Origin of the sequence: Paraburkholderia sp. UYCP14C (assembly GCF_004197395.1) — a bacterium.
Classification (GTDB): domain Bacteria; phylum Pseudomonadota; class Gammaproteobacteria; order Burkholderiales; family Burkholderiaceae; genus Paraburkholderia.
In genome coordinates this window covers 144,888-161,944 of sequence record NZ_SELS01000010.1, presented here as the reverse complement: position 1 = coordinate 161,944, position 17,057 = coordinate 144,888, and the positions used below count along the sequence as shown (strand labels likewise).

Sequence of the window (17,057 nt, the reverse complement as noted above, 5' to 3'; positions counted from 1 at the left end):
AGAATTGACGGCTAAGCGGGCGCATCGCGCGCCCCAACGGACTCTCATCTTCTCGCATGAATACCGAACGCAACGACGCGCCCGCGGCATCCAATTTCATCCGCAACATCATCGACGACGACAACCGCACCGGCAAATGGAGCCAGCGCGTCGAAACGCGCTTCCCGCCGGAGCCGAACGGCTATCTGCACATCGGTCACGCGAAAAGCATCTGCCTGAACTTCGGCGTCGCGCGCAGCTACGGCGGCGTGTGCCATCTGCGCTTCGACGACACCAATCCGGAGAAGGAAAGCGTCGAGTACGTCGAGTCGATCATCGACTCGGTGCGCTGGCTCGGCTTCGAATGGGAAAAGAACCGCACCGAGCATCTGTACTACGCGAGCGACTACTACGACAAGCTGTACGAGTTCGCGGAGCTGCTGATCCAGCGCGGCAAGGCGTACGTGGACAGCCAGTCGGCCGAGGAAATCCGCGCGAACCGCGGCTCGGCCACCGAAGTCGGCACGCCGTCGCGTTTCCGCGAGCGTTCGGCCGAGGAAAACCTCGACCTGTTCCGCCGCATGAAGGCGGGCGAGTTCAAGGAAGGCGAGCACGTGCTGCGCGCGAAGATCGACATGGCGTCGCCGAACTTCAACATGCGCGACCCGGTCATCTACCGGATCCGCTTCGCGCATCACTACCGCACCGGCGACGCGTGGTGCGTGTACCCGATGTACGACTACACGCACTGCATCTCGGACGCGCTGGAAAACATCACGCATTCGCTGTGCACGCTCGAGTTCGAAGACCATCGGCCGTTGTACGACTGGATCCTCAACGAGCTCGCCGAAGCCGGCATCTTCAAGCGTCCGCTGCCGCAGCAAATCGAGTTTTCGCGCCTGAACCTGACCTATGCGATCACCAGCAAGCGCAAGCTGCTGCAACTGGTAACCGAAGGCCATGTGGAAGGCTGGGACGACCCGCGCATGCCGACCATCGTCGGCGTGCGCCGGCGTGGCTTCACGCCCGAATCGATCCAGCTGTTCTGCGAGCGTATCGGCGTGACCAAGGTCGACTCGTGGATCGACATGAGCGTGTTCGAAGGCGCGCTGCGCGACGATCTGGACGATAAGGCGCCGCGCATCGCCGCCGTGCTCGATCCGGTCAAGCTGATCATCGACAACTTCCCTGAACGCCTCACCGAGCCGTGCCACGCACCGGTGCATCCGCATCACCCGGAACAGGGCCTGCGCGAGTTCCCGATTTCGCGCGAGCTGTGGATCGAGCGCGATGACTTCACGGAGACGCCGCCGAAGGGCTACTTCCGCCTGTTCCCGGGCAACAAGGTACGCCTGCGCTACGGCTACGTGATCGAGTGCACGCACGCGGACAAGGACGAGAACGGCAATATCGTCGCGGTGCATTGCAACTACTTCCCGGACAGCAAATCGGGCACCGAAGGCGCGAACAACTACAAGGTCAAGGGCAACATCCACTGGGTCAGCGCGGCGGCCGCGTGCCCGGCGGAAGTGCGCATCTACGACCGGCTGTTCAAGGAACCGCAACCGGACGCCGGCGGGCGCGACTTCCTCGAAGCGCTGAATCCGGACTCGAAGCGCGTGGTCCAGGCCTACCTCGAAACCGGCGCGCACCATGCGCTGCCGGAGCAGCGCTACCAGTTCGAGCGCCATGGCTACTTCGTTGCCGACCGCGTCGATTCGAAGCCGGGTAAGCCCGTATTCAACCGCATCGTCAGTCTGCGCGACAGTTGGGGCAAGCCGGCCTGAGCTCGCGTCAGCGACGGCCCGGCGTTGCCGGCGCATCCGGTTTGCAGGATGTTCGATCGACACACACTGCGCGCTCGCCTGGGCGCGCCGGTCCGGGAGGTCCGATGATGGTTGCAGACCGCCGCGGGGAAAGGTCTGAGGTTACGCTTCGCGTCGCGCAGAGCCCCCACATGCCGCGTCTGCTGCGCGGCATGCAACGCGTGCTGCTGGCACTGGCCGCCTGCGGCGTGGTCGCGTTCGCCGGCCCCGCCCGCGCGGACGAGCTGACCGGCACGCTGAGAAAGATCCACGACGACGGCGTGGTCGTGCTCGGCGTGCGCGAAGCGTCGATCCCGTTCTCGTACTTCGACGGCACGCGCACGGTCGGCTACTCGCAGACGATCGCGCTGCAGATCGTCGACGAGATCCGCAAAACACTCGGCATGCCGCAACTGCGGGTTCACGAAGTCACGGTGACGTCGTCGAACCGCACGCCGATGCTGATGAACAACCAGATCGACCTCGAATGCGGCTCGACCACGCACACGGTCGAGCGCGAAAACGTCGCCGCGTTTTCGAACAGCTTTTTCCAGTACGCGGTGCGCATGATCACGCGCAAGAACAGCGGGATTACCGATTTTTCCGATCTGGCCGGCAAGCCGGTCGTGACGACCGCGGCCACGTCCGACGAACGCCTGCTGCGCCGCCTTAATAGCGAGAAGCAACTGAACATGCGCATCATGAGCGTGCGCGATCATCAGGAGGCCTTCGACGCGATGAAGGACGGTCGCGCGGTGGCGTTCGTGATGGACGAGCCGATCGTCTACGGTTTCAAGGCGACCGACCCGCATCCCGACGATTTCATCGTGACCGGTACGCCGCTCGGCTACGAGGTGTATGCGTGCATGTTCCGCAAGGGCGACGAGCCGTTCCGCGCGCTCGTGAATCGCGTGATCGCGCGTTCGCAGACGTCCGGCGACGCCGAGCGTCTATACCGGCAGTGGTTCACGCAGCCGATTCCGCCGCAGGGCATCAACGTCAATTACCCGCTGTCGGAGCAGAACCGCGCGTTGTTCGCGCATCCGAACGACCGCGCGCTCGATTGAGAACGGCGCGCGCCGTCTATAGCGACCGGTGCAGCTCCGCGAGCGACAGCGTCGTCTCGAAGAGCCGCGTCAGACTATGGCTCGCATAGCGCGGGATTTCATCGATCGACGCCCAGCGGTAGGCGTCCATTTCGGGGATCAGCGTGCCGTCCGAGCGGCGCGGGAACAGCGACGTGCAGGTGCACCTGCTCAGGTCGAACTCGCCGGCGCCCGCGCGCGCCGCGAACAGATGCAGGTCCTTGTCGCGCCGGTAGACGAACAGACCGAGATCCTTCAGCCGATCGGCCTCGAGCGCGATGCCGGTTTCCTCGACCAGCTCGCGCAGCGCGGTCACGTGGGGCACCTCACCCTCTTCGCCATGTCCTTTCGGGATGTCCCAGTGCGTCGTTTCGGTCGCGTGCGCGAGCAGCACGCGTCCGTCGGGATCGAGCAGCACGATCCCGCAGGAGACGATACGCGGGCTCATCGGACAGCCTCACTGCAAACACTCCCGTCGCCGCACTCGCGCATGCTCAACGCTTCTGCAGCTGCCAGGCGCCGCCCACCTTGCAGAAGTTCGGACGCAGATTCATCGATTGCCCTTTCGCACTGAGGACGACCCCGAGGGTGCGGCAGGTGCGCCCACCGTCGGTCGAGGTGCTGTCCATCGTGATGTTCGCGTCGATCCTCACGCTGTTGCCGGTGCCGTCGTTGACCCAGGTGAAGCTGTCGCCGTCCTTCCTGTCGTTGAGTGCGCTCATGACCGCCTGCTTGATCGAGTCGTTGTCGCGCTGATGCATGTAGGTGATCGGCGTGTCGTTCAGAAAGGCGAGGTTCGCCGCTTGGGCGCCGACCGCCGCGCCGAGCAGCAGCCCGGCGGCACTGAGGTGGAATAGCACACGGGTTCGCATCGACATGAAGGACTCTCCTCGAAGTGTGCACCGCGCGCAACGGCGCCCGGCGGCTCTTGATCCTGACCTCAAAAGCATAGCATGCACACTTCGGCAGGCAGCGCGTCCTCGGGCGCCCCTAAACGCGCGGCCCTCAACGCGCGGCGGTCGTCCCTTGCAGGCGGAACATGTTGACGACGTCGCGCAGCATCTGCGCCTGTTCCTGCATCGACTGCGCGGCGGCCGCCGCCTGCTCGACCATCGCCGCGTTCTGCTGGGTGGTCTCGTCCATCTGCGCGATCGCGAGATTGACCTGCTCGATGCCGCGGCTCTGCTCGTCGGATGCGGCGGAAATCTCGCTGATGATGTCGGTCACGCGCTTCACCGCATCGACGAGCGACTCCATCGTGCCGCCCGCTTTCTCGACGAGCGCCTTGCCGCTGCCGACGCGCGCGACCGAATCCTCGATCAGCGTCTTGATCTCCTTGGCCGCATCGGCGCTGCGGCGCGCGAGATTGCGCACTTCGCCCGCGACGACCGCGAAGCCGCGGCCCTCCTCGCCGGCGCGCGCGGCTTCGACAGCCGCGTTCAGCGCGAGGATGTTGGTCTGAAACGCGATGCTCTCGATCACGCCGATGATATCGACCACCCGCGCCGAGCTCGCCGCGATGCTCTGCATGTTCGCGACCACGTGCTGCACGGCCTCGCCGCCCTCGCCCGCGAGCTGCGACGCGGAGCGCGCCATCCGATTGGCCTGCAGCGCGTTGTCGGCGTTCTGCTTGACGGTCGCCGTCAGCTGCTCCATGCTCGCGGCCGTTTCGCCGAGCGACGAGGCCTGCTGTTCGGTTCGCGCCGACAGATCGAGATTGCCCGCGGCGATCTCTTCGGCCGCGACGGTGATCGTTTCGGTGCCGCCGCGAATGCGCCGGATCGCGTCGGCGAGGCGGCTTTGCATGCGCTGCATCGCGAACAGCATGCTCTGCTGATCGTCGCCGGCGAGCGCGACCGGGCACGACAGATCGCCGTCGGCGATGGTCTCCGCGACGCTTGCCGCATAGGCCGGCTCGCCGCCGAGGCTGCGCTTCACGTTGCGGATGATCAGCACGAGCGCGAGGGTGCTGAAGCTGCCGATCACGAGGATCGTCAGCAGATAGCGCAACAGGTCGGCGCGGAACGCAGCGTCGATGTCGTTCACGTAGACGCCCGAAATCAGATACCAGTCCCACGCCGCAAAGCGCTTCACGAAGCTGATCTTCGGCACGCGCTCGTTGTTGCCGGCGAGCCGCCCCATGTAATCGACGAAGCCCTGACCCTGCGCCTGGGCGACCTTGACCATCTCGACGAACAGCAGCTTGCCGTCGCTGTCCGCGTAGTGAGAGACGTCCTTGTTGCGCAGATCGGCGAGCACCGGATGCATGATCACGACCGGCGTGGCGGTCGACACGATCATGTAGCCGCTGCCCGGATAGCGCATCGCGGACAGGCGCGCCAGTGCCTGCTGCCGCGCCTGTTCGGGCGTGAGCTCGTGCTGGTCGGCGCGCTGCGCGTAGTCGGCGACGATGCCGTACGCGCTCTCGACGACGTTCTGCACGGCCGACTTGCGCTCGGCGAGCATCGTCGCGCGCGACTGCCACGCGGCCCAGCCGCCGAGGCCGAGCAGGCCGAGCCACGTAATCAGCAGCGCGAGCCAGAGTTTGGTGTTGAGGCTGAGTCGGTTCACGCGGGTTCCTCCAATCACGGCGCGTCAGACGGTTCTGTCGAATTAACGGCGTCGAGCGCGATTTCCTGAGTCGGGAAACACCCGAAGCGAGCGGTGCGATGACGGCCCGACACGGCACGCGAGGCAGCCGCGGACACGCGCGCATCGGCTATCGCGCCGCCAAAACATGCTGCTAAGATGCGTCGATTGCATGATGAACGTCTGTCCCGGCGCCGCATTGTGTCGGCGGCCGCGCCCCCTTTTGAGCCCTGGAGTCTCGAATGGAAATGCAAGCATCGCAAGCTCACGCACGCGCCGCCGGCTGGGGATGTATCTGCCACAGTCCGTCCTTTCTGCGGCTCAACGCGCGTCTCGATCAACTGCACCACGAGGCGCCCGATCGGTCGATCGAGCCGTCTTTCAGTCACCCCTCTCCGCTCGCCCCTCACGGCATCCTGGCCAGCTCTGCGGCCGCCCCGCAGCCCGGCGCCTCGGCCGGCTCGAAGACCCAACCGCTGCGCGTCGTGTTCACGAACCTTCGTCTCTTCGACGGCAAGAGCAAAACGCTGAAGAGCGGCTATCGCGTGATCGTCGACGGCAACCGGATCGCCGCGGTCGAACCCGACGACGGCCAGACCCTAGACGGCATGCAGGTGGTGAACGGCAGCGGACATACGCTGATGCCGGGTCTCATCGATGCGCACGCGCACATCATGATGGCCTCGCTGTCGATGCCCCAGCTGATGGTCGCCGACATCGGCTTCATCCACCTCGCCGCGGCGAGCGAAGCCGAACGCATGCTGATGCGAGGCTTCACGAGCATCCGCGACATGGCCGGTCCGGCGTTTTCGCTGAAGAAGGCCATCGACATCGGCATGATGCCGGGGCCGCGCATCTGGCCGTCGGGCGCGATGATCTCGCAGACCTCGGGGCACGGCGACTTTCGCATGGCGTTCGAGGTTCCGTCGTATCCGGGGCAGTCGCCTTCGCGCGGCGAGGTGCTGGGCGCAGGCGCGATCGCCGACGGCACATCCGAGATTCTCAAACGCGCGCGCGAGCAGCTGATGCTCGGCGCGAGTCAGTTGAAGCTCGCGGCCGGCGGCGGCGTCGCGTCCAGCTACGACCCGCTCGACGTGTCGCAATACACGGAGGCCGAGTTTCGCGCGGCCGTCGACGCCGCCGAAAACTGGGGCACCTACGTGGCCGTGCACGCGTACATGCCGCGCGCGATCCAGACCGCGGTGCGCGGCGGCGTGCGCTGCATCGAGCACGGCCAGCTGATGAACGAGGAAACCGCCAGGCTGCTCGCCGGCGAAGGCATCTGGCTCAGCCTGCAACCGTTTCTCGACGACGAGGACGCGATCTTCTTTCCTGCGGGATCGCCTAGCCGCGCGAAGCAGATCGAGATGTCGAATGGCACGGATACCGCCTACGCGCTCGCGAAGAAACACGGTCTGAAGACCGCGTGGGGCACCGATACGCTATTCGACGCGAAGCTCGCGACGCGCCAGGGCGCCCAGCTCGCGAAGATGACGCGCTGGTACGAAGCCGCCGACGTGCTGACGATGGCGACGAGCACCAATGCGGAACTGCTCGCGATGGCGGGGCCACGCAACCCCTACCCCGGCAAGCTCGGCGTAATCGAGGAGGGTGCGCTCGCGGACCTGCTGATCGTCAGAGGCGACCCGCTCGCCAACATTCAGCTGCTCGCCGATCCGGGCAGCAACCTCGCGGTCATCATGAAAGATGGGCGGATCTACAAGAACACGCTGGACGTGGCGTTCAACTGATCAGCGCGAGGCGCGAAACGACAGTAAAAAAAAGGGTTACAGGCGCGAGGCCTGTAACCCTTCGATGATTCTGGTACGGCAGGAGGGGCTCGAACCCCCGACCCTCGGCTTAGAAGGCCGATGCTCTATCCAGCTGAGCTACTGCCGTATGGATCGATATCTGCATACAACCGGCACTCGCAGCGAGCCGCCCGATTTGCCACAAACTAAAATTCTAACTGACCTGCAACCAACCGGGCCCGGATTATAACCGATCGACCCGGCCGCTCAGACCGGTTGCGGATGCAGCAGGAACCAGCCGAGGAACACGATACCGGCGATCGCGCAGTACACGCCGAACGACGCGAGACGTCCGCGGCCTTCGAAATAGCGCATCAGGAAACGCACGCTCAGGTACGCCGCGATCGCGGTCAGCACGCCGCCGAGCACCGCGTCGACAAGCTGGCTCGGCGCTTGAAGCAGCTTCGGCAGTTCGAGTACGCCAGCCGCGAAAATGATCGGCGTGCCGAGCAAAAACGAAAACTCGGCGGCTTTCTCGGTGGTGAGGCCGGCCGCATTGCCGGCGATCATCGTCAGACCGCTGCGCGAGAAGCCCGGAATCAGCGCGCCGATCTGCGCGAGGCCGACGAAGAACGCCTGGCGAAACGTCAGCTTTTCCGGCGCCTGATGCGCGCGAGCGCGTTGCAGACGGTCGCCGAACCACAGCAGCCCGCCGTTGACGATCAACGCAATCGCGACGATCCGCAGATCGTGAAAAAGCGCCTCGAGGCGTTTTTCCAGCACGAGACCGACGAGACCCGCGGGAATGGTACCGATGATCAACGCCCACATCATGTGACCGTCGTCGTTGCGGCGGCCGCCGAGCGACGCGAAGAAACCGCGCACCAGCGCGCACCAGCGCTCGCGGAAGTACCACAGCAGCGCGAACGCGGTGCCGAGGTGTAGCGCGACGAGGAACGGCAGCAGTTGCGGCGCATGCTTATCGATATGCATGCCGAACACCGCGGGCACGAGCAGCGTGTGGCCGAGGCTGCTTACCGGAAACAGTTCGGTAACGCCTTGCAATACGCTCAGAAAAATCAGAAACGAGAGGTTCACGCGGCGGTCCTTGTAAGCAAAGTGTCAGGAAACTGCGCGCCGCACAAAAGGAGAACGGCGCGTGAAAAAGCGCACCGATTATGCCTGGCTGCAAAGTCGGCGCCAAGCGGTTAGGCCACATTCGGGGAAATATTGACGCGCCGCGTCACAACTCGACACAGTTGTCACACGTGAGCAAGAAAGCGGGCGGCGGATTCGTCGCGCGCGTGCTGCGAAAGACGGGGAATGAAACCGGCGGGATCAGCGCTTAAGCGAGTGGAAGAAGAAGTACGTGCTAGCTGTGAATATACCGAACAATGCCACTGCCATTGCCATTGCGAGATCCATGATGCCTCCTGAGCCGATTCGCCCGGGAGTCGGATTGACCGGACGCGCAGACGGATTATCGTTAGGATTCGCGCTTTTCCGACACCCGCAATTTCCCGGGAAGGGTTTCCCCGTAGCGTAAAGCAGCGCAAAATCGCGGTTTCGCCGCGCGTGACGCAGTCGCGGCGAGTGGCGCAAAACGCCGCTTCGGTGCAGGCGCAGCGGCCAGCCCCACGGCAGCTTTGCGCGACCCTCAACCTCTATCTGGCTACCTATTGACCATGCCCCTCTCCCCGGAACAGGACATTCTCGAGATCGCCCAGGACGCCTCCGTGCTCCGCTTTTCGCCGCAGGCCGGCGGCCGTCTGCTGTCATGGACGATCGACGGCGAAGAGGTGATTCACTGGCCCGAGCACGCCGACTGGAGCGTGCCCGCGCGGATTCGCGGCGGCAATCCGCTGCTGTTTCCGTTTCTCGGCCGTCACCGCGTCGACGGCAAGATCGGCTATTGGCGTGACGCGCAGGGCACCGTGCGCGAGCTGCCGATGCACGGCTTCGCGCGCGACCTGCCGTTCGAGCCCCACGCCGACGTGCATGGCGCCGGGCTGCGCATGGTCCTGACCGACAGCGAAGCGACCCGCGGCTTTTATCCGTTCGGCTTTCGCTTCGAGGCCGCCTACGAACTGGTCGATCCGCGCACGCTCGACGTGACGCTCACCACCACCAATACCGGCGACACGCGCCTGCCCTACTACGCCGGCCATCACTTCTACTTCACGCTGCCGCATACGCAGCGCGCGCAGACGACGCTCGAGCTGCCGCGCACCGAGCGCTGCCGTCAGCTCGAGGACGGCTCGATCAGCCCCGCCGAGCCGGGCGAAGCGAGCTACACGCTCGACGAAGACCGCATCTACGACCGCTTCCATTGCCTGATCGGCACGCCGGATCGGCCGGTGCGGGTCGACGCGCCTGGCATCAACCGCGTGATCACGATCGATCTGCAGCGGCCGGGCTCGGTGCCCTGGTACTCGGTGACGACGTGGACCGAGACGCCGCAGTCGGACTTTTACTGCGTGGAGCCGTGGCTTGGGCTGCCCGATGCGATCCATAACGGCCGGGGTTTGCGCTGGCTCGAGCCGGGTCAGACCGAAACGGCGGCACTGCGCATCACCGTCGAGAAGACCAGCTGAGACGCTGGCGCCGGCGGCGAACCGCTCGAACCGCTCGAAGCGGTCGCCCACCGCCGCGCCCCCTCCCCGGGGGCGCAACACAAAACCGTTAGAATCGAACGCTTTGTCTGTCTGTGCCGCGTGATCGGGATCGGCGCGCGGCAGCGCTTTGCGAGGTCCAATGCTGGAAACCACAACAATCAAACGACTCGGCTGCGCGGCGTTGCTCGCGCTGCTCGCCGCGTGCGGCTCGGCGCCGGTGGGGCCGGGATACTACCGGGTCGAACGGGGCGACACGCTGTCGAAAATCGCGCGCGGCAACCGGCAATCGGTGCAGAACATCGCGCGTTGGAACAACCTGACCAATCCCGACAGCATCGAGGTGGGCCAGGTGCTGCGTGTCGCGCCGCCAGCCGGGGCGGCGTCGACGGGCGGCGCGATCCGCAGCGGCGGTGGCAACGCCACCGCAAGCGCTGGCGCGTCGACTGCGCCGCGACCTGCGCCCGCCGACTCGGCGCCGGCCACCGCGCCTGCGTCGATCTCGCTGGTATGGCCGGCCGACGGCACCGTGTTCCGCCGTTTCGACGGCGGCAACTCGAAGGGTATTGATATTTCCGCGGCGGCCGGCACGCCCATCGTCGCGGCGGCGCCCGGTACCGTCGTCTATGCGGGCAACGGCCTGCGCGGCTACGGCAATCTGCTGATCCTCAAGCACGACGCGGACTACCTGACCGCTTACGCGCATAATCGCGCGCTGTTCGTGAAGGAAGGCGAATCGGTCAAGCGCGGCCAGAAAATCGCCGAGATGGGCGACACCGATACCGATCGCGTGATGCTGCACTTCGAGCTTCGCTACCAGGGCCGCTCGATCGATCCGTCGAAGGAACTGCCGCCGCGCTAGGCGACGGGCGCGGGAACCCGCCGTGCTACCAACGCTCAATTCGAAGCGACGTGGCTGCGCGCCACGCCCTTCCGCTATTTGCAAGGAGTCAGAAATGAAAAGCCCATTGGCGCGCGTCGCGACGGCTGCAGCGATCAGTCTTGGCCTGCTGACGCTCGGCGGCCTCGGCGGCTGCTCGACCACGACCACGATGACCTATCTGCCGAGTGGCGACACCGGCTTCGCGATCAATTGCAGCGGCAGCGACGCCAGCACGAGCTGGGCCGAGTGCTACAAGCGCGCGGGCGAAACCTGCGGCAACTACGGCTACGACGTGATTTCGAAAGACGTCGACAACGGCGGGACGTCGGGCGGCACGGTCGGCGGGATTTTCGGTGCTAACGTGAAAAACCGTTCGATGGTCATTCGCTGCAAGCAGTAAAGGCGGCGCGCGATGCGGCCCGCGCGGCCACCCAGCCGGATCGCGTCGCCGCTTGGCGTCGCCACCTGGCGGCGTCGCCAGCGCCCCGAGCGCGGATCGATGCGCGCGGCGAAGAGCAGCAACAAAACGAGCGCGATCACCCACACGCCGACGAAGATGATCACCCAGTTCATGAGCCTCGCGCCGAAAAAATAATCCGCCATCATCGGATGCGTATGTGAATTGGCGGTGAAGATCGCTGCGGCAGCTCAAAACATCCACGTAAGTCCATTCAAAAAAAAGCCCGGCACGAAGCCGGGCTAACGGGGGTTCGGCGCATATCGGCAAAGGACCGGTTCACCATGCGCCAGAACGAAATCTAACAATCTGCATTTACAAGCGCAATCCATTAATTTTGCGGTCAATGTTACACGGCGTACGGATTACGCAATCCGTGAATCGGAAATGTCGGAATGAGACCGGCTTAATGCGCCGTGATTGAGATACGCAATACGCAAAGTGATCCGAACTGGAATGCGCGAGCATCGCACCAGCCAATGTTCCAGGGCGATCGGCCGTAAGTCTCGCGAAAACAGCAGAGGAAAGACGTCTGGCCGAATAACACTAACTCATTCGGCAATAAGGCCGGTTTTGCCCGGGAATATTGCTTTGGTGCGGAAACGCACGCAACGCATCGATTAGTCGCAGCCTCACTTCCGAATATGCGTCGATATTTCTTCACAACAAATTCGCAAATAGGGAAGCATTTAACATTGACAATTCTACCGACAATTTTGAAACCGCATTAAAAACCGGTTTGAACTTTGAATATTCGGACGATTAATGGTGACGCTGATGGACGGTACGGCTCGCGTCCCATCGTCGTTGAATCCGCGGGCATCCAGGTTCAGAATCCGACTCAGTCCGGCGCTGCGTAAAAGACCGCCCGGCGCGTTGCGCAAGGCCGCCGCGCGGCCCGCCGGTCCGCCCCAATGGTTTATAGTGACGACCCCGTCCGACCCCGCCTACGATGACTTCCAACGACGCCTCCCAAAGCCCCCTCTACGCGAAGCTGCTCGGCGAAACCGCCAAGATAGGCTGGAGCGAACTCGAACGTTTCTTTGCGCGCGGCATACTCCTGCGCGTCGCGCGCGACCTCGATCTCGTGAGCGTCGCCGAAGCGATCGCCAACGACGACACCACCCAGGTCGCGCAATGGTTGTCCTCCGGCCTCGTCGAGCGCGTGCAGTCGGAGACCGCCGCCGATTTCGCCGCGCGCGACCCGGAGCTGTGGGCGGTCGTCGTCTCGCCGTGGGTCTGCGTGCAGGAGCGCTCTTGAGCGACGGGGCGCCCGGAGCCGGGACGCCCGAAGCCGGGACGCCGGCCGCCGCGCCTTCCGGAACCGCTGCACACGCGGCCGACGCGCCCGCACTGCCGGTGCGCTGGCATCGCCGGGTGCTTGCGCTCGCGTTCCCGATCGTCCTCGCGAATCTGACGCAGCCGATCCTCGGCGCGGTCGATACCGCCGTCGCCGGTCATCTGGACAGCGCTTCGTACCTCGGCGGCGTCGCGCTCGGCGGGCTCTTCTTCAACTTCGTGTTCTGGGGCTTCGGCTTCCTGCGCATGGGCACGACCGGCCTCGTCGCGCAGGCGCACGGGGCGGACCGCAGCGACGAGCTGCGCAACACCGTCGTGCGCGCACTGCTGATGGCGGCCGCGATCGGCGCGCTGGTGCTGCTCGTGCAGCAGCCGTTGATCGACTACGCGCTGCGGGCGATCGGCGGCAGCGACGCCGTGCAGCGGCACGCGCAGGTCTATTGCCACGCGCGCATCTGGGCCGCGCCGCTCGCGCTCGGCAACTACGTGGTGCTCGGCTGGCTGCTCGGCACGCAGCGGGTGCGGCTCGCGCTGCTGTCGCAGGTGTTCATCAACAGCGTGAACATCGTCGCGGTGTTGCTGTACGTGTACGCGTTTCATTGGGGCGTGGCCGGCATCGGCGCGGCCACCGCAACCGCCGACGCGCTCGGTTTCGCGCTCGGCCTCGCGCTGCTGTGGCACGGCAGGCCGCGTGGCCTGCCCGCGCTGAGTCGCGCCGCCTTGTTCGACGGCACCGCGCTGAAGCGACTCGTCGTGCTCAATCGCGACATCTTCGTGCGCACGCTGTGCCTGCTATCGTCGTTCGGCTGGTTCGCGCATCTCGGCGCGCGGCAAGGCGACGCGACGCTCGCCGCGAACGCGTTGCTGCTCAATTTCCAGACCTTCATGGCGTACGGGCTCGACGGCTTCGCGCATGCGGCCGAGGCGCTGGTCGGCGCGGCAATCGGCGCGCGCGATCGTCACGCGTTCGCGCAGGCGGTCAAGGTCACCGCGCTGTGGTCGGCGTTAGGCGCGATCGGGTTCTCGCTCGTGTACTGGGGCGCGGGTGCGTGGATCATCGAGGGACTGACCGATCAGGCCGCTGTGCGTGCCGCGGCCGAAACCTATCTGCCGTGGGCGGCGCTGTCGCCGGTGATCTCAGTGTGGGGCTTCCTGCTCGACGGCGTGTTCATCGGCGCGACGCGCACGCGCGAGCTGATGGCGGCGATGGTGGTTTCGCTCGCGGTGTTCGTGGCGGCGTCGTCGGCATTGCTCGCATGGCACGGCAATCACGGGCTGTGGATCGCGCTGCTGATTTTCATGGCTACGCGAGGCGTGACGCTCGCGCGTTACCTGCCGGGCGTGTCGCGGGGGATTGCGGCGGCGTAGTGGGGTGCGCCGCGCCAGGTGGGCGGTTCGGCGCTCGACAGACCGTTACGGCTTGAAACAAGCGCATACATATCGCATAACGAGCGCGTCCTAGAATGCTTTCAGCCCGTGCTCTCCGCGCGAACAGTCGGCGCGGGTCAGAAGTGCCGGCGTGCCCGCGCCGGTGCTTCGCCTTCTCCATGCCCTTTGTCGGTCGTTTTCACTTCGATGCCGGTTTCGCGTTGCTGGCGCTTTCGTTGCCCAGCGTCACCGCGGGCTCCACTCTTCCCTCTTCGCTGAACGAGCGCTCACTGTGCGTCGGGCGCGGGCACCATCGTGGGCGGCCGATCGTCGGTAGGAACGCCGTGGTAGTCGGCGGGATCGTGTGGCGGGCTGCCGTGATGCGCGGACGGATTGTCCGCACAGCCGGCGACGCCGGCGCACAACAGCAAGGCAAGAGTCAGAACGCGGGTCATTTTGCATCGTCTCCGGGACAAAGGATTGGCGGACGGACGTCCGCCGGCGCGCCGAGAGTCTAACCGCAAAGCACGCTGAGCGACGCCGTCACGCGCGCTCGTGCGTCGCTCGCTCCATTTCGTGAGATTTCGCCGGACCTGCGCTACTATGGGTCCATGGCTGAACCTACCGGAGACTGCCATGGACGGTGAATCGATCGCGGGCCTGATTGGGCTCGCCATAGGCCTGATCGTACTGGTGGCGTTGTCGATTTTCGAATCGCGAACCTACCGGCGTGAACATGACGGCGAAGGCATGCTGCATCACTGGACCCACCAGCATCTGCATATGCCGCATTGGAGGCGTCCAAGGCATTGATGCGGGTAATCATCGACCCGGGCCGAATGGCCTGTGGTAGCGGCACCGACATGTCGCGGTGCCTCGGTCGCGCGTCCCCTCCATGGCGCGGTGACGGGCGTTGCGGCGCATGAACGCGCCGCGCTGGCCGACGTCCGCTGGACGTGCGCAACGCCCCTTCCAGTTCTTTGGACACATCACCTCGAACCACGACGCTTCCCGGCGCCACGCGGTTCTTTTGCGCCTTCGACCAGACACTCGCTGCGTCAATCTTCATAGCTGATGGGCACATGCCTTGCTGGTTCCGATCCAGCAACAGGCGCGCGATACGCGCGTCAATTGTCGCGGCGCGCATGCGCCAAACCAGCGTGACGATGCGGCCTGCGAATTCGCGGCCCCTTCAACAAGGAGAACGCCATGACCGTCGGAACCATCCTCCTAATCGTGCTCATCCTGCTGCTGATCGGTGCGTTGCCCAGCTGGCCGTATAGCAGCGGCTGGGGCTATCGGCCGACTGGACTCGTCGGCGTCGTGCTGATCATCGTGATCATTCTGCTGTTGATGGGGCGCATATAGCTCTGCGCGAGGCCAGCGCGAGCGCGATGCGGTGAACGGCATGGCCAATACGGTCGACGCCGCCGAGGGATTGACGCTCCAGTCCGCACCCCCTATACTCTCGGACTCGTCGGAGCGTAGCGCAGCCTGGTAGCGCATCTGATTTGGGATCAGAGGGTCGAAGGTTCGAATCCTTTCGCTCCGACCACGAAAAGCAGTACGAAACCCGCGTAGCCTCCGGCTTCGCGGGTTTTTTGCTTTTGGGCTCGCGTTCCCCCGAACGCCGACATTCCGATTCGTCAGGCACTCGCCTTGCAAATCATCACCCGTGCATGCGACAGTGCTTGAGCACGTACCTCGCCGCGAAGACGCGTCAAACCGAACGCAAACTCGCCGCAACGCCATCCCAAGCCGCTCATCAAGGAGACTCCCATGGACCTGATCCTCTGGCGTCACGCCGAAGCCGAAGATGTCGCCGCGAGCGATCTCTCCCGCGCGCTCACCACGCGCGGCCGCAAGCAGGCGCAGAACGTCGCGAAATGGCTGCGCTCCCGCCTGCCCGACGATGCGGTCGTACTCGCGAGCCCCGCTGTGCGCACGATCCAGACCGCCGAGACGTTGAGCGACCAGTATCGCGTCGTGCGCGAACTGGCGCCGAACGCGAGCGCGAACGACGTCCTCGAAGCGGCCGGCTGGCCCGGCGGCATCGCGCAGACCGTGGTGATCGTCGGCCACCAACCGACGCTCGGTCACGTCGCCGCGCAACTGCTCGGCGACAGCCGCGCGAGCTGGCCGCTGAAAAAAGCGGGCATCTGGTGGATCGAGAGCCGCGAGCGCAATGGCGAAGACGAGGCAGTGTTGCGCGCCGCCATCAGCCCCGATCTGATCTGAGCGCGCGCATCCCGCGGCGCCCCCCCGACATTACAGGCACACACGCGAGGGCTTACGGGCAGTCATCCAATCGTCACGGCTTTGCCATGCGAGCGTCACCGCGCGTTACTACATTGGCGAAAAAAGAAATCCTCACTCTTTTCGACCAGGACAGCCAATGCGAGAACTGCCGACGCCCACCCTGCCCTTCGCCTCGCTTTTCGAATCGCGCCGTCTGCCGCGCGCCGAGGAAACGGTCACCGCGCAGCATCGCCTGCAAGTGTCGTGGGCGCGTACCGACGAAGAGCTGCGTGAAGCGCAGCGTCTACGCTATCGCGTCTTCGCCGACGAAATGGGCGCGCGCCTCAGCGGCCCCGCGGGCCTCGACGTCGATGCATTCGATTCGTACTGCGATCATTTGCTGGTGCGAGATCTCGACACGTTGAAAGTAGTCGGTACGTATCGCGCGCTGCCGCCGCATCAGGCTGCGCGCATCGGCCGTCTGTATGCGGAAAGCGAATTCGACGTGTCGCGTCTCACGCATCTGCGCGCGAAGATGGTCGAGGTCGGCCGCTCGTGCGTGCATCCCGACTATCGCAGCGGCTCGGTGATCATGTCGCTGTGGGCGGGGCTCGCCGCGTACATGAAGCACAACGGCTACGAGACGATGCTCGGCTGCGCGAGCGTCGCGATGGCCGACGGCGGCCACTACGCGGCGAACCTGTATTGCTCGCTGCGCGACAACGCGCTGACCGCACCCGAATATCGCGCGTTCCCGCATACGCCGCTGCCGGTCGACGAACTGCAGACCGGCGCCGCCGTCGCGCCGCCGCCGCTCGTGAAGGGCTATCTGCGTCTCGGCGCGAAGATTTGCGGCGCGCCGGCATGGGACCCCGACTTCAATACCGCGGACTTCCTGACGCTGTTCCGTCTGTCGGAGATCAACGCGCGCTACGCGCGGCACTTCCTCGGTGATGCGTTGCCGCGCTAAATTGCGCCACCGGATAACGAA

General features: G+C 65.1%; 18 protein-coding genes and 2 tRNA genes. 14 read left to right on the top strand and 6 right to left on the bottom strand.

The window, feature by feature from the left end; genetic code table 11:
• The first annotated feature begins 56 nt into the window (after nt 1–56).
• On the top strand, nt 57–1,766 hold the full coding sequence (locus tag EVC45_RS12265) for a glutamine--tRNA ligase/YqeY domain fusion protein (RefSeq protein ID WP_129958241.1): 1,710 nt from the start codon (nt 57–59) through the stop codon (nt 1,764–1,766).
• Between the two features lie 191 nt (nt 1,767–1,957).
• Nucleotides 1,958–2,851 (top strand): transporter substrate-binding domain-containing protein, encoded by an 894-nt coding sequence (locus tag EVC45_RS12260; RefSeq protein WP_248295102.1) that lies wholly within the window; start codon nt 1,958–1,960, stop codon nt 2,849–2,851.
• Nucleotides 2,852–2,867: 16 nt separating this feature from the next.
• Here the strand turns inward: EVC45_RS12260 and EVC45_RS12255 are convergent, their stop codons facing one another.
• The 3 genes from EVC45_RS12255 to EVC45_RS12245 all read right to left on the bottom strand — a co-directional run bounded on the left by EVC45_RS12255 (nt 2,868) and on the right by EVC45_RS12245 (nt 5,440).
• Complete coding sequence (locus EVC45_RS12255; protein WP_129958239.1) at nt 2,868–3,317, bottom strand: NUDIX hydrolase; 450 nt, start codon at nt 3,315–3,317, stop codon at nt 2,868–2,870.
• A 46-nt stretch (nt 3,318–3,363) separates the two neighbouring features.
• A complete protein-coding gene (locus EVC45_RS12250; RefSeq protein WP_129958238.1) occupies nt 3,364–3,747 on the bottom strand; it encodes a hypothetical protein in 384 nt (127 codons plus the stop codon).
• 127 nt (nt 3,748–3,874) lie between these two features.
• Nucleotides 3,875–5,440, bottom strand: a complete 1,566-nt coding sequence (locus EVC45_RS12245; protein WP_129958237.1) for a methyl-accepting chemotaxis protein — start codon at nt 5,438–5,440, stop codon at nt 3,875–3,877.
• 260 nt (nt 5,441–5,700) lie between these two features.
• On the opposite strand from EVC45_RS12245, the gene EVC45_RS12240 reads away from it, so the two are divergent.
• Complete coding sequence (locus EVC45_RS12240) at nt 5,701–7,209, top strand: amidohydrolase family protein (RefSeq protein WP_129958236.1); 1,509 nt, start codon at nt 5,701–5,703, stop codon at nt 7,207–7,209.
• 71 nt (nt 7,210–7,280) lie between these two features.
• Here EVC45_RS12240 and EVC45_RS12235 read toward each other — a convergent pair.
• Nucleotides 7,281–7,357: transfer RNA gene (locus EVC45_RS12235), tRNA-Arg, on the bottom strand.
• A gap of 119 nt (nt 7,358–7,476) precedes the next feature.
• Entirely contained in the window at nt 7,477–8,307 is an 831-nt protein-coding gene (locus EVC45_RS12230) for an undecaprenyl-diphosphate phosphatase (RefSeq protein WP_129958235.1), read from the bottom strand.
• Nucleotides 8,308–8,894: 587 nt separating this feature from the next.
• Here EVC45_RS12230 and EVC45_RS12220 point away from each other — a divergent pair.
• From EVC45_RS12220 to EVC45_RS12195, 6 genes are all read left to right on the top strand, one after another.
• The gene (locus EVC45_RS12220; RefSeq protein WP_129958233.1) at nt 8,895–9,803 is read left to right on the top strand and encodes an aldose epimerase; all 909 of its coding nucleotides are present in this window, start codon (nt 8,895–8,897) and stop codon (nt 9,801–9,803) included.
• 160 nt (nt 9,804–9,963) lie between these two features.
• A complete protein-coding gene (locus EVC45_RS12215; RefSeq protein ID WP_129958232.1) occupies nt 9,964–10,683 on the top strand; it encodes a peptidoglycan DD-metalloendopeptidase family protein in 720 nt (239 codons plus the stop codon).
• 94 nt (nt 10,684–10,777) lie between these two features.
• Complete coding sequence (locus tag EVC45_RS12210; RefSeq protein ID WP_129958231.1) at nt 10,778–11,104, top strand: hypothetical protein; 327 nt, start codon at nt 10,778–10,780, stop codon at nt 11,102–11,104.
• Nucleotides 11,105–11,116: 12 nt separating this feature from the next.
• A complete protein-coding gene (locus EVC45_RS45580) occupies nt 11,117–11,299 on the top strand; it encodes a hypothetical protein (protein WP_168991455.1) in 183 nt (60 codons plus the stop codon).
• Nucleotides 11,300–12,113: 814 nt separating this feature from the next.
• On the top strand, nt 12,114–12,422 hold the full coding sequence (locus EVC45_RS12200) for a DUF2288 domain-containing protein (protein WP_129958229.1): 309 nt from the start codon (nt 12,114–12,116) through the stop codon (nt 12,420–12,422).
• On the top strand, nt 12,419–13,828 hold the full coding sequence (locus EVC45_RS12195; protein WP_373683015.1) for an MATE family efflux transporter: 1,410 nt from the start codon (nt 12,419–12,421) through the stop codon (nt 13,826–13,828). The genes EVC45_RS12200 and EVC45_RS12195 overlap by 4 nt, the downstream gene beginning before the upstream one ends.
• A 287-nt stretch (nt 13,829–14,115) precedes the next feature.
• Here the strand turns inward: EVC45_RS12195 and EVC45_RS45575 are convergent, their stop codons facing one another.
• Nucleotides 14,116–14,283, bottom strand: a complete 168-nt coding sequence (locus EVC45_RS45575) for a hypothetical protein (RefSeq protein WP_168991454.1) — start codon at nt 14,281–14,283, stop codon at nt 14,116–14,118.
• Between the two features lie 181 nt (nt 14,284–14,464).
• Here EVC45_RS45575 and EVC45_RS45570 point away from each other — a divergent pair, with 181 nt between their 5' ends.
• The 5 genes from EVC45_RS45570 (at nt 14,465) to EVC45_RS12175 (ending at nt 17,036) form a co-directional block, all read left to right on the top strand.
• A complete protein-coding gene (locus EVC45_RS45570; protein ID WP_168991453.1) occupies nt 14,465–14,641 on the top strand; it encodes a hypothetical protein in 177 nt (58 codons plus the stop codon).
• A gap of 396 nt (nt 14,642–15,037) precedes the next feature.
• Entirely contained in the window at nt 15,038–15,196 is a 159-nt protein-coding gene (locus EVC45_RS12190; protein ID WP_018421226.1) for a DUF3309 family protein, read from the top strand.
• 110 nt (nt 15,197–15,306) lie between these two features.
• Nucleotides 15,307–15,383 (top strand) — tRNA-Pro (locus tag EVC45_RS12185).
• A gap of 224 nt (nt 15,384–15,607) precedes the next feature.
• Nucleotides 15,608–16,066, top strand: a complete 459-nt coding sequence (locus tag EVC45_RS12180) for a histidine phosphatase family protein (protein WP_129958228.1) — start codon at nt 15,608–15,610, stop codon at nt 16,064–16,066.
• A 157-nt stretch (nt 16,067–16,223) separates the two neighbouring features.
• Nucleotides 16,224–17,036 (top strand): GNAT family N-acetyltransferase, encoded by an 813-nt coding sequence (locus EVC45_RS12175; RefSeq protein WP_129958227.1) that lies wholly within the window; start codon nt 16,224–16,226, stop codon nt 17,034–17,036.
• Nucleotides 17,037–17,057 lie beyond the last annotated feature (21 nt).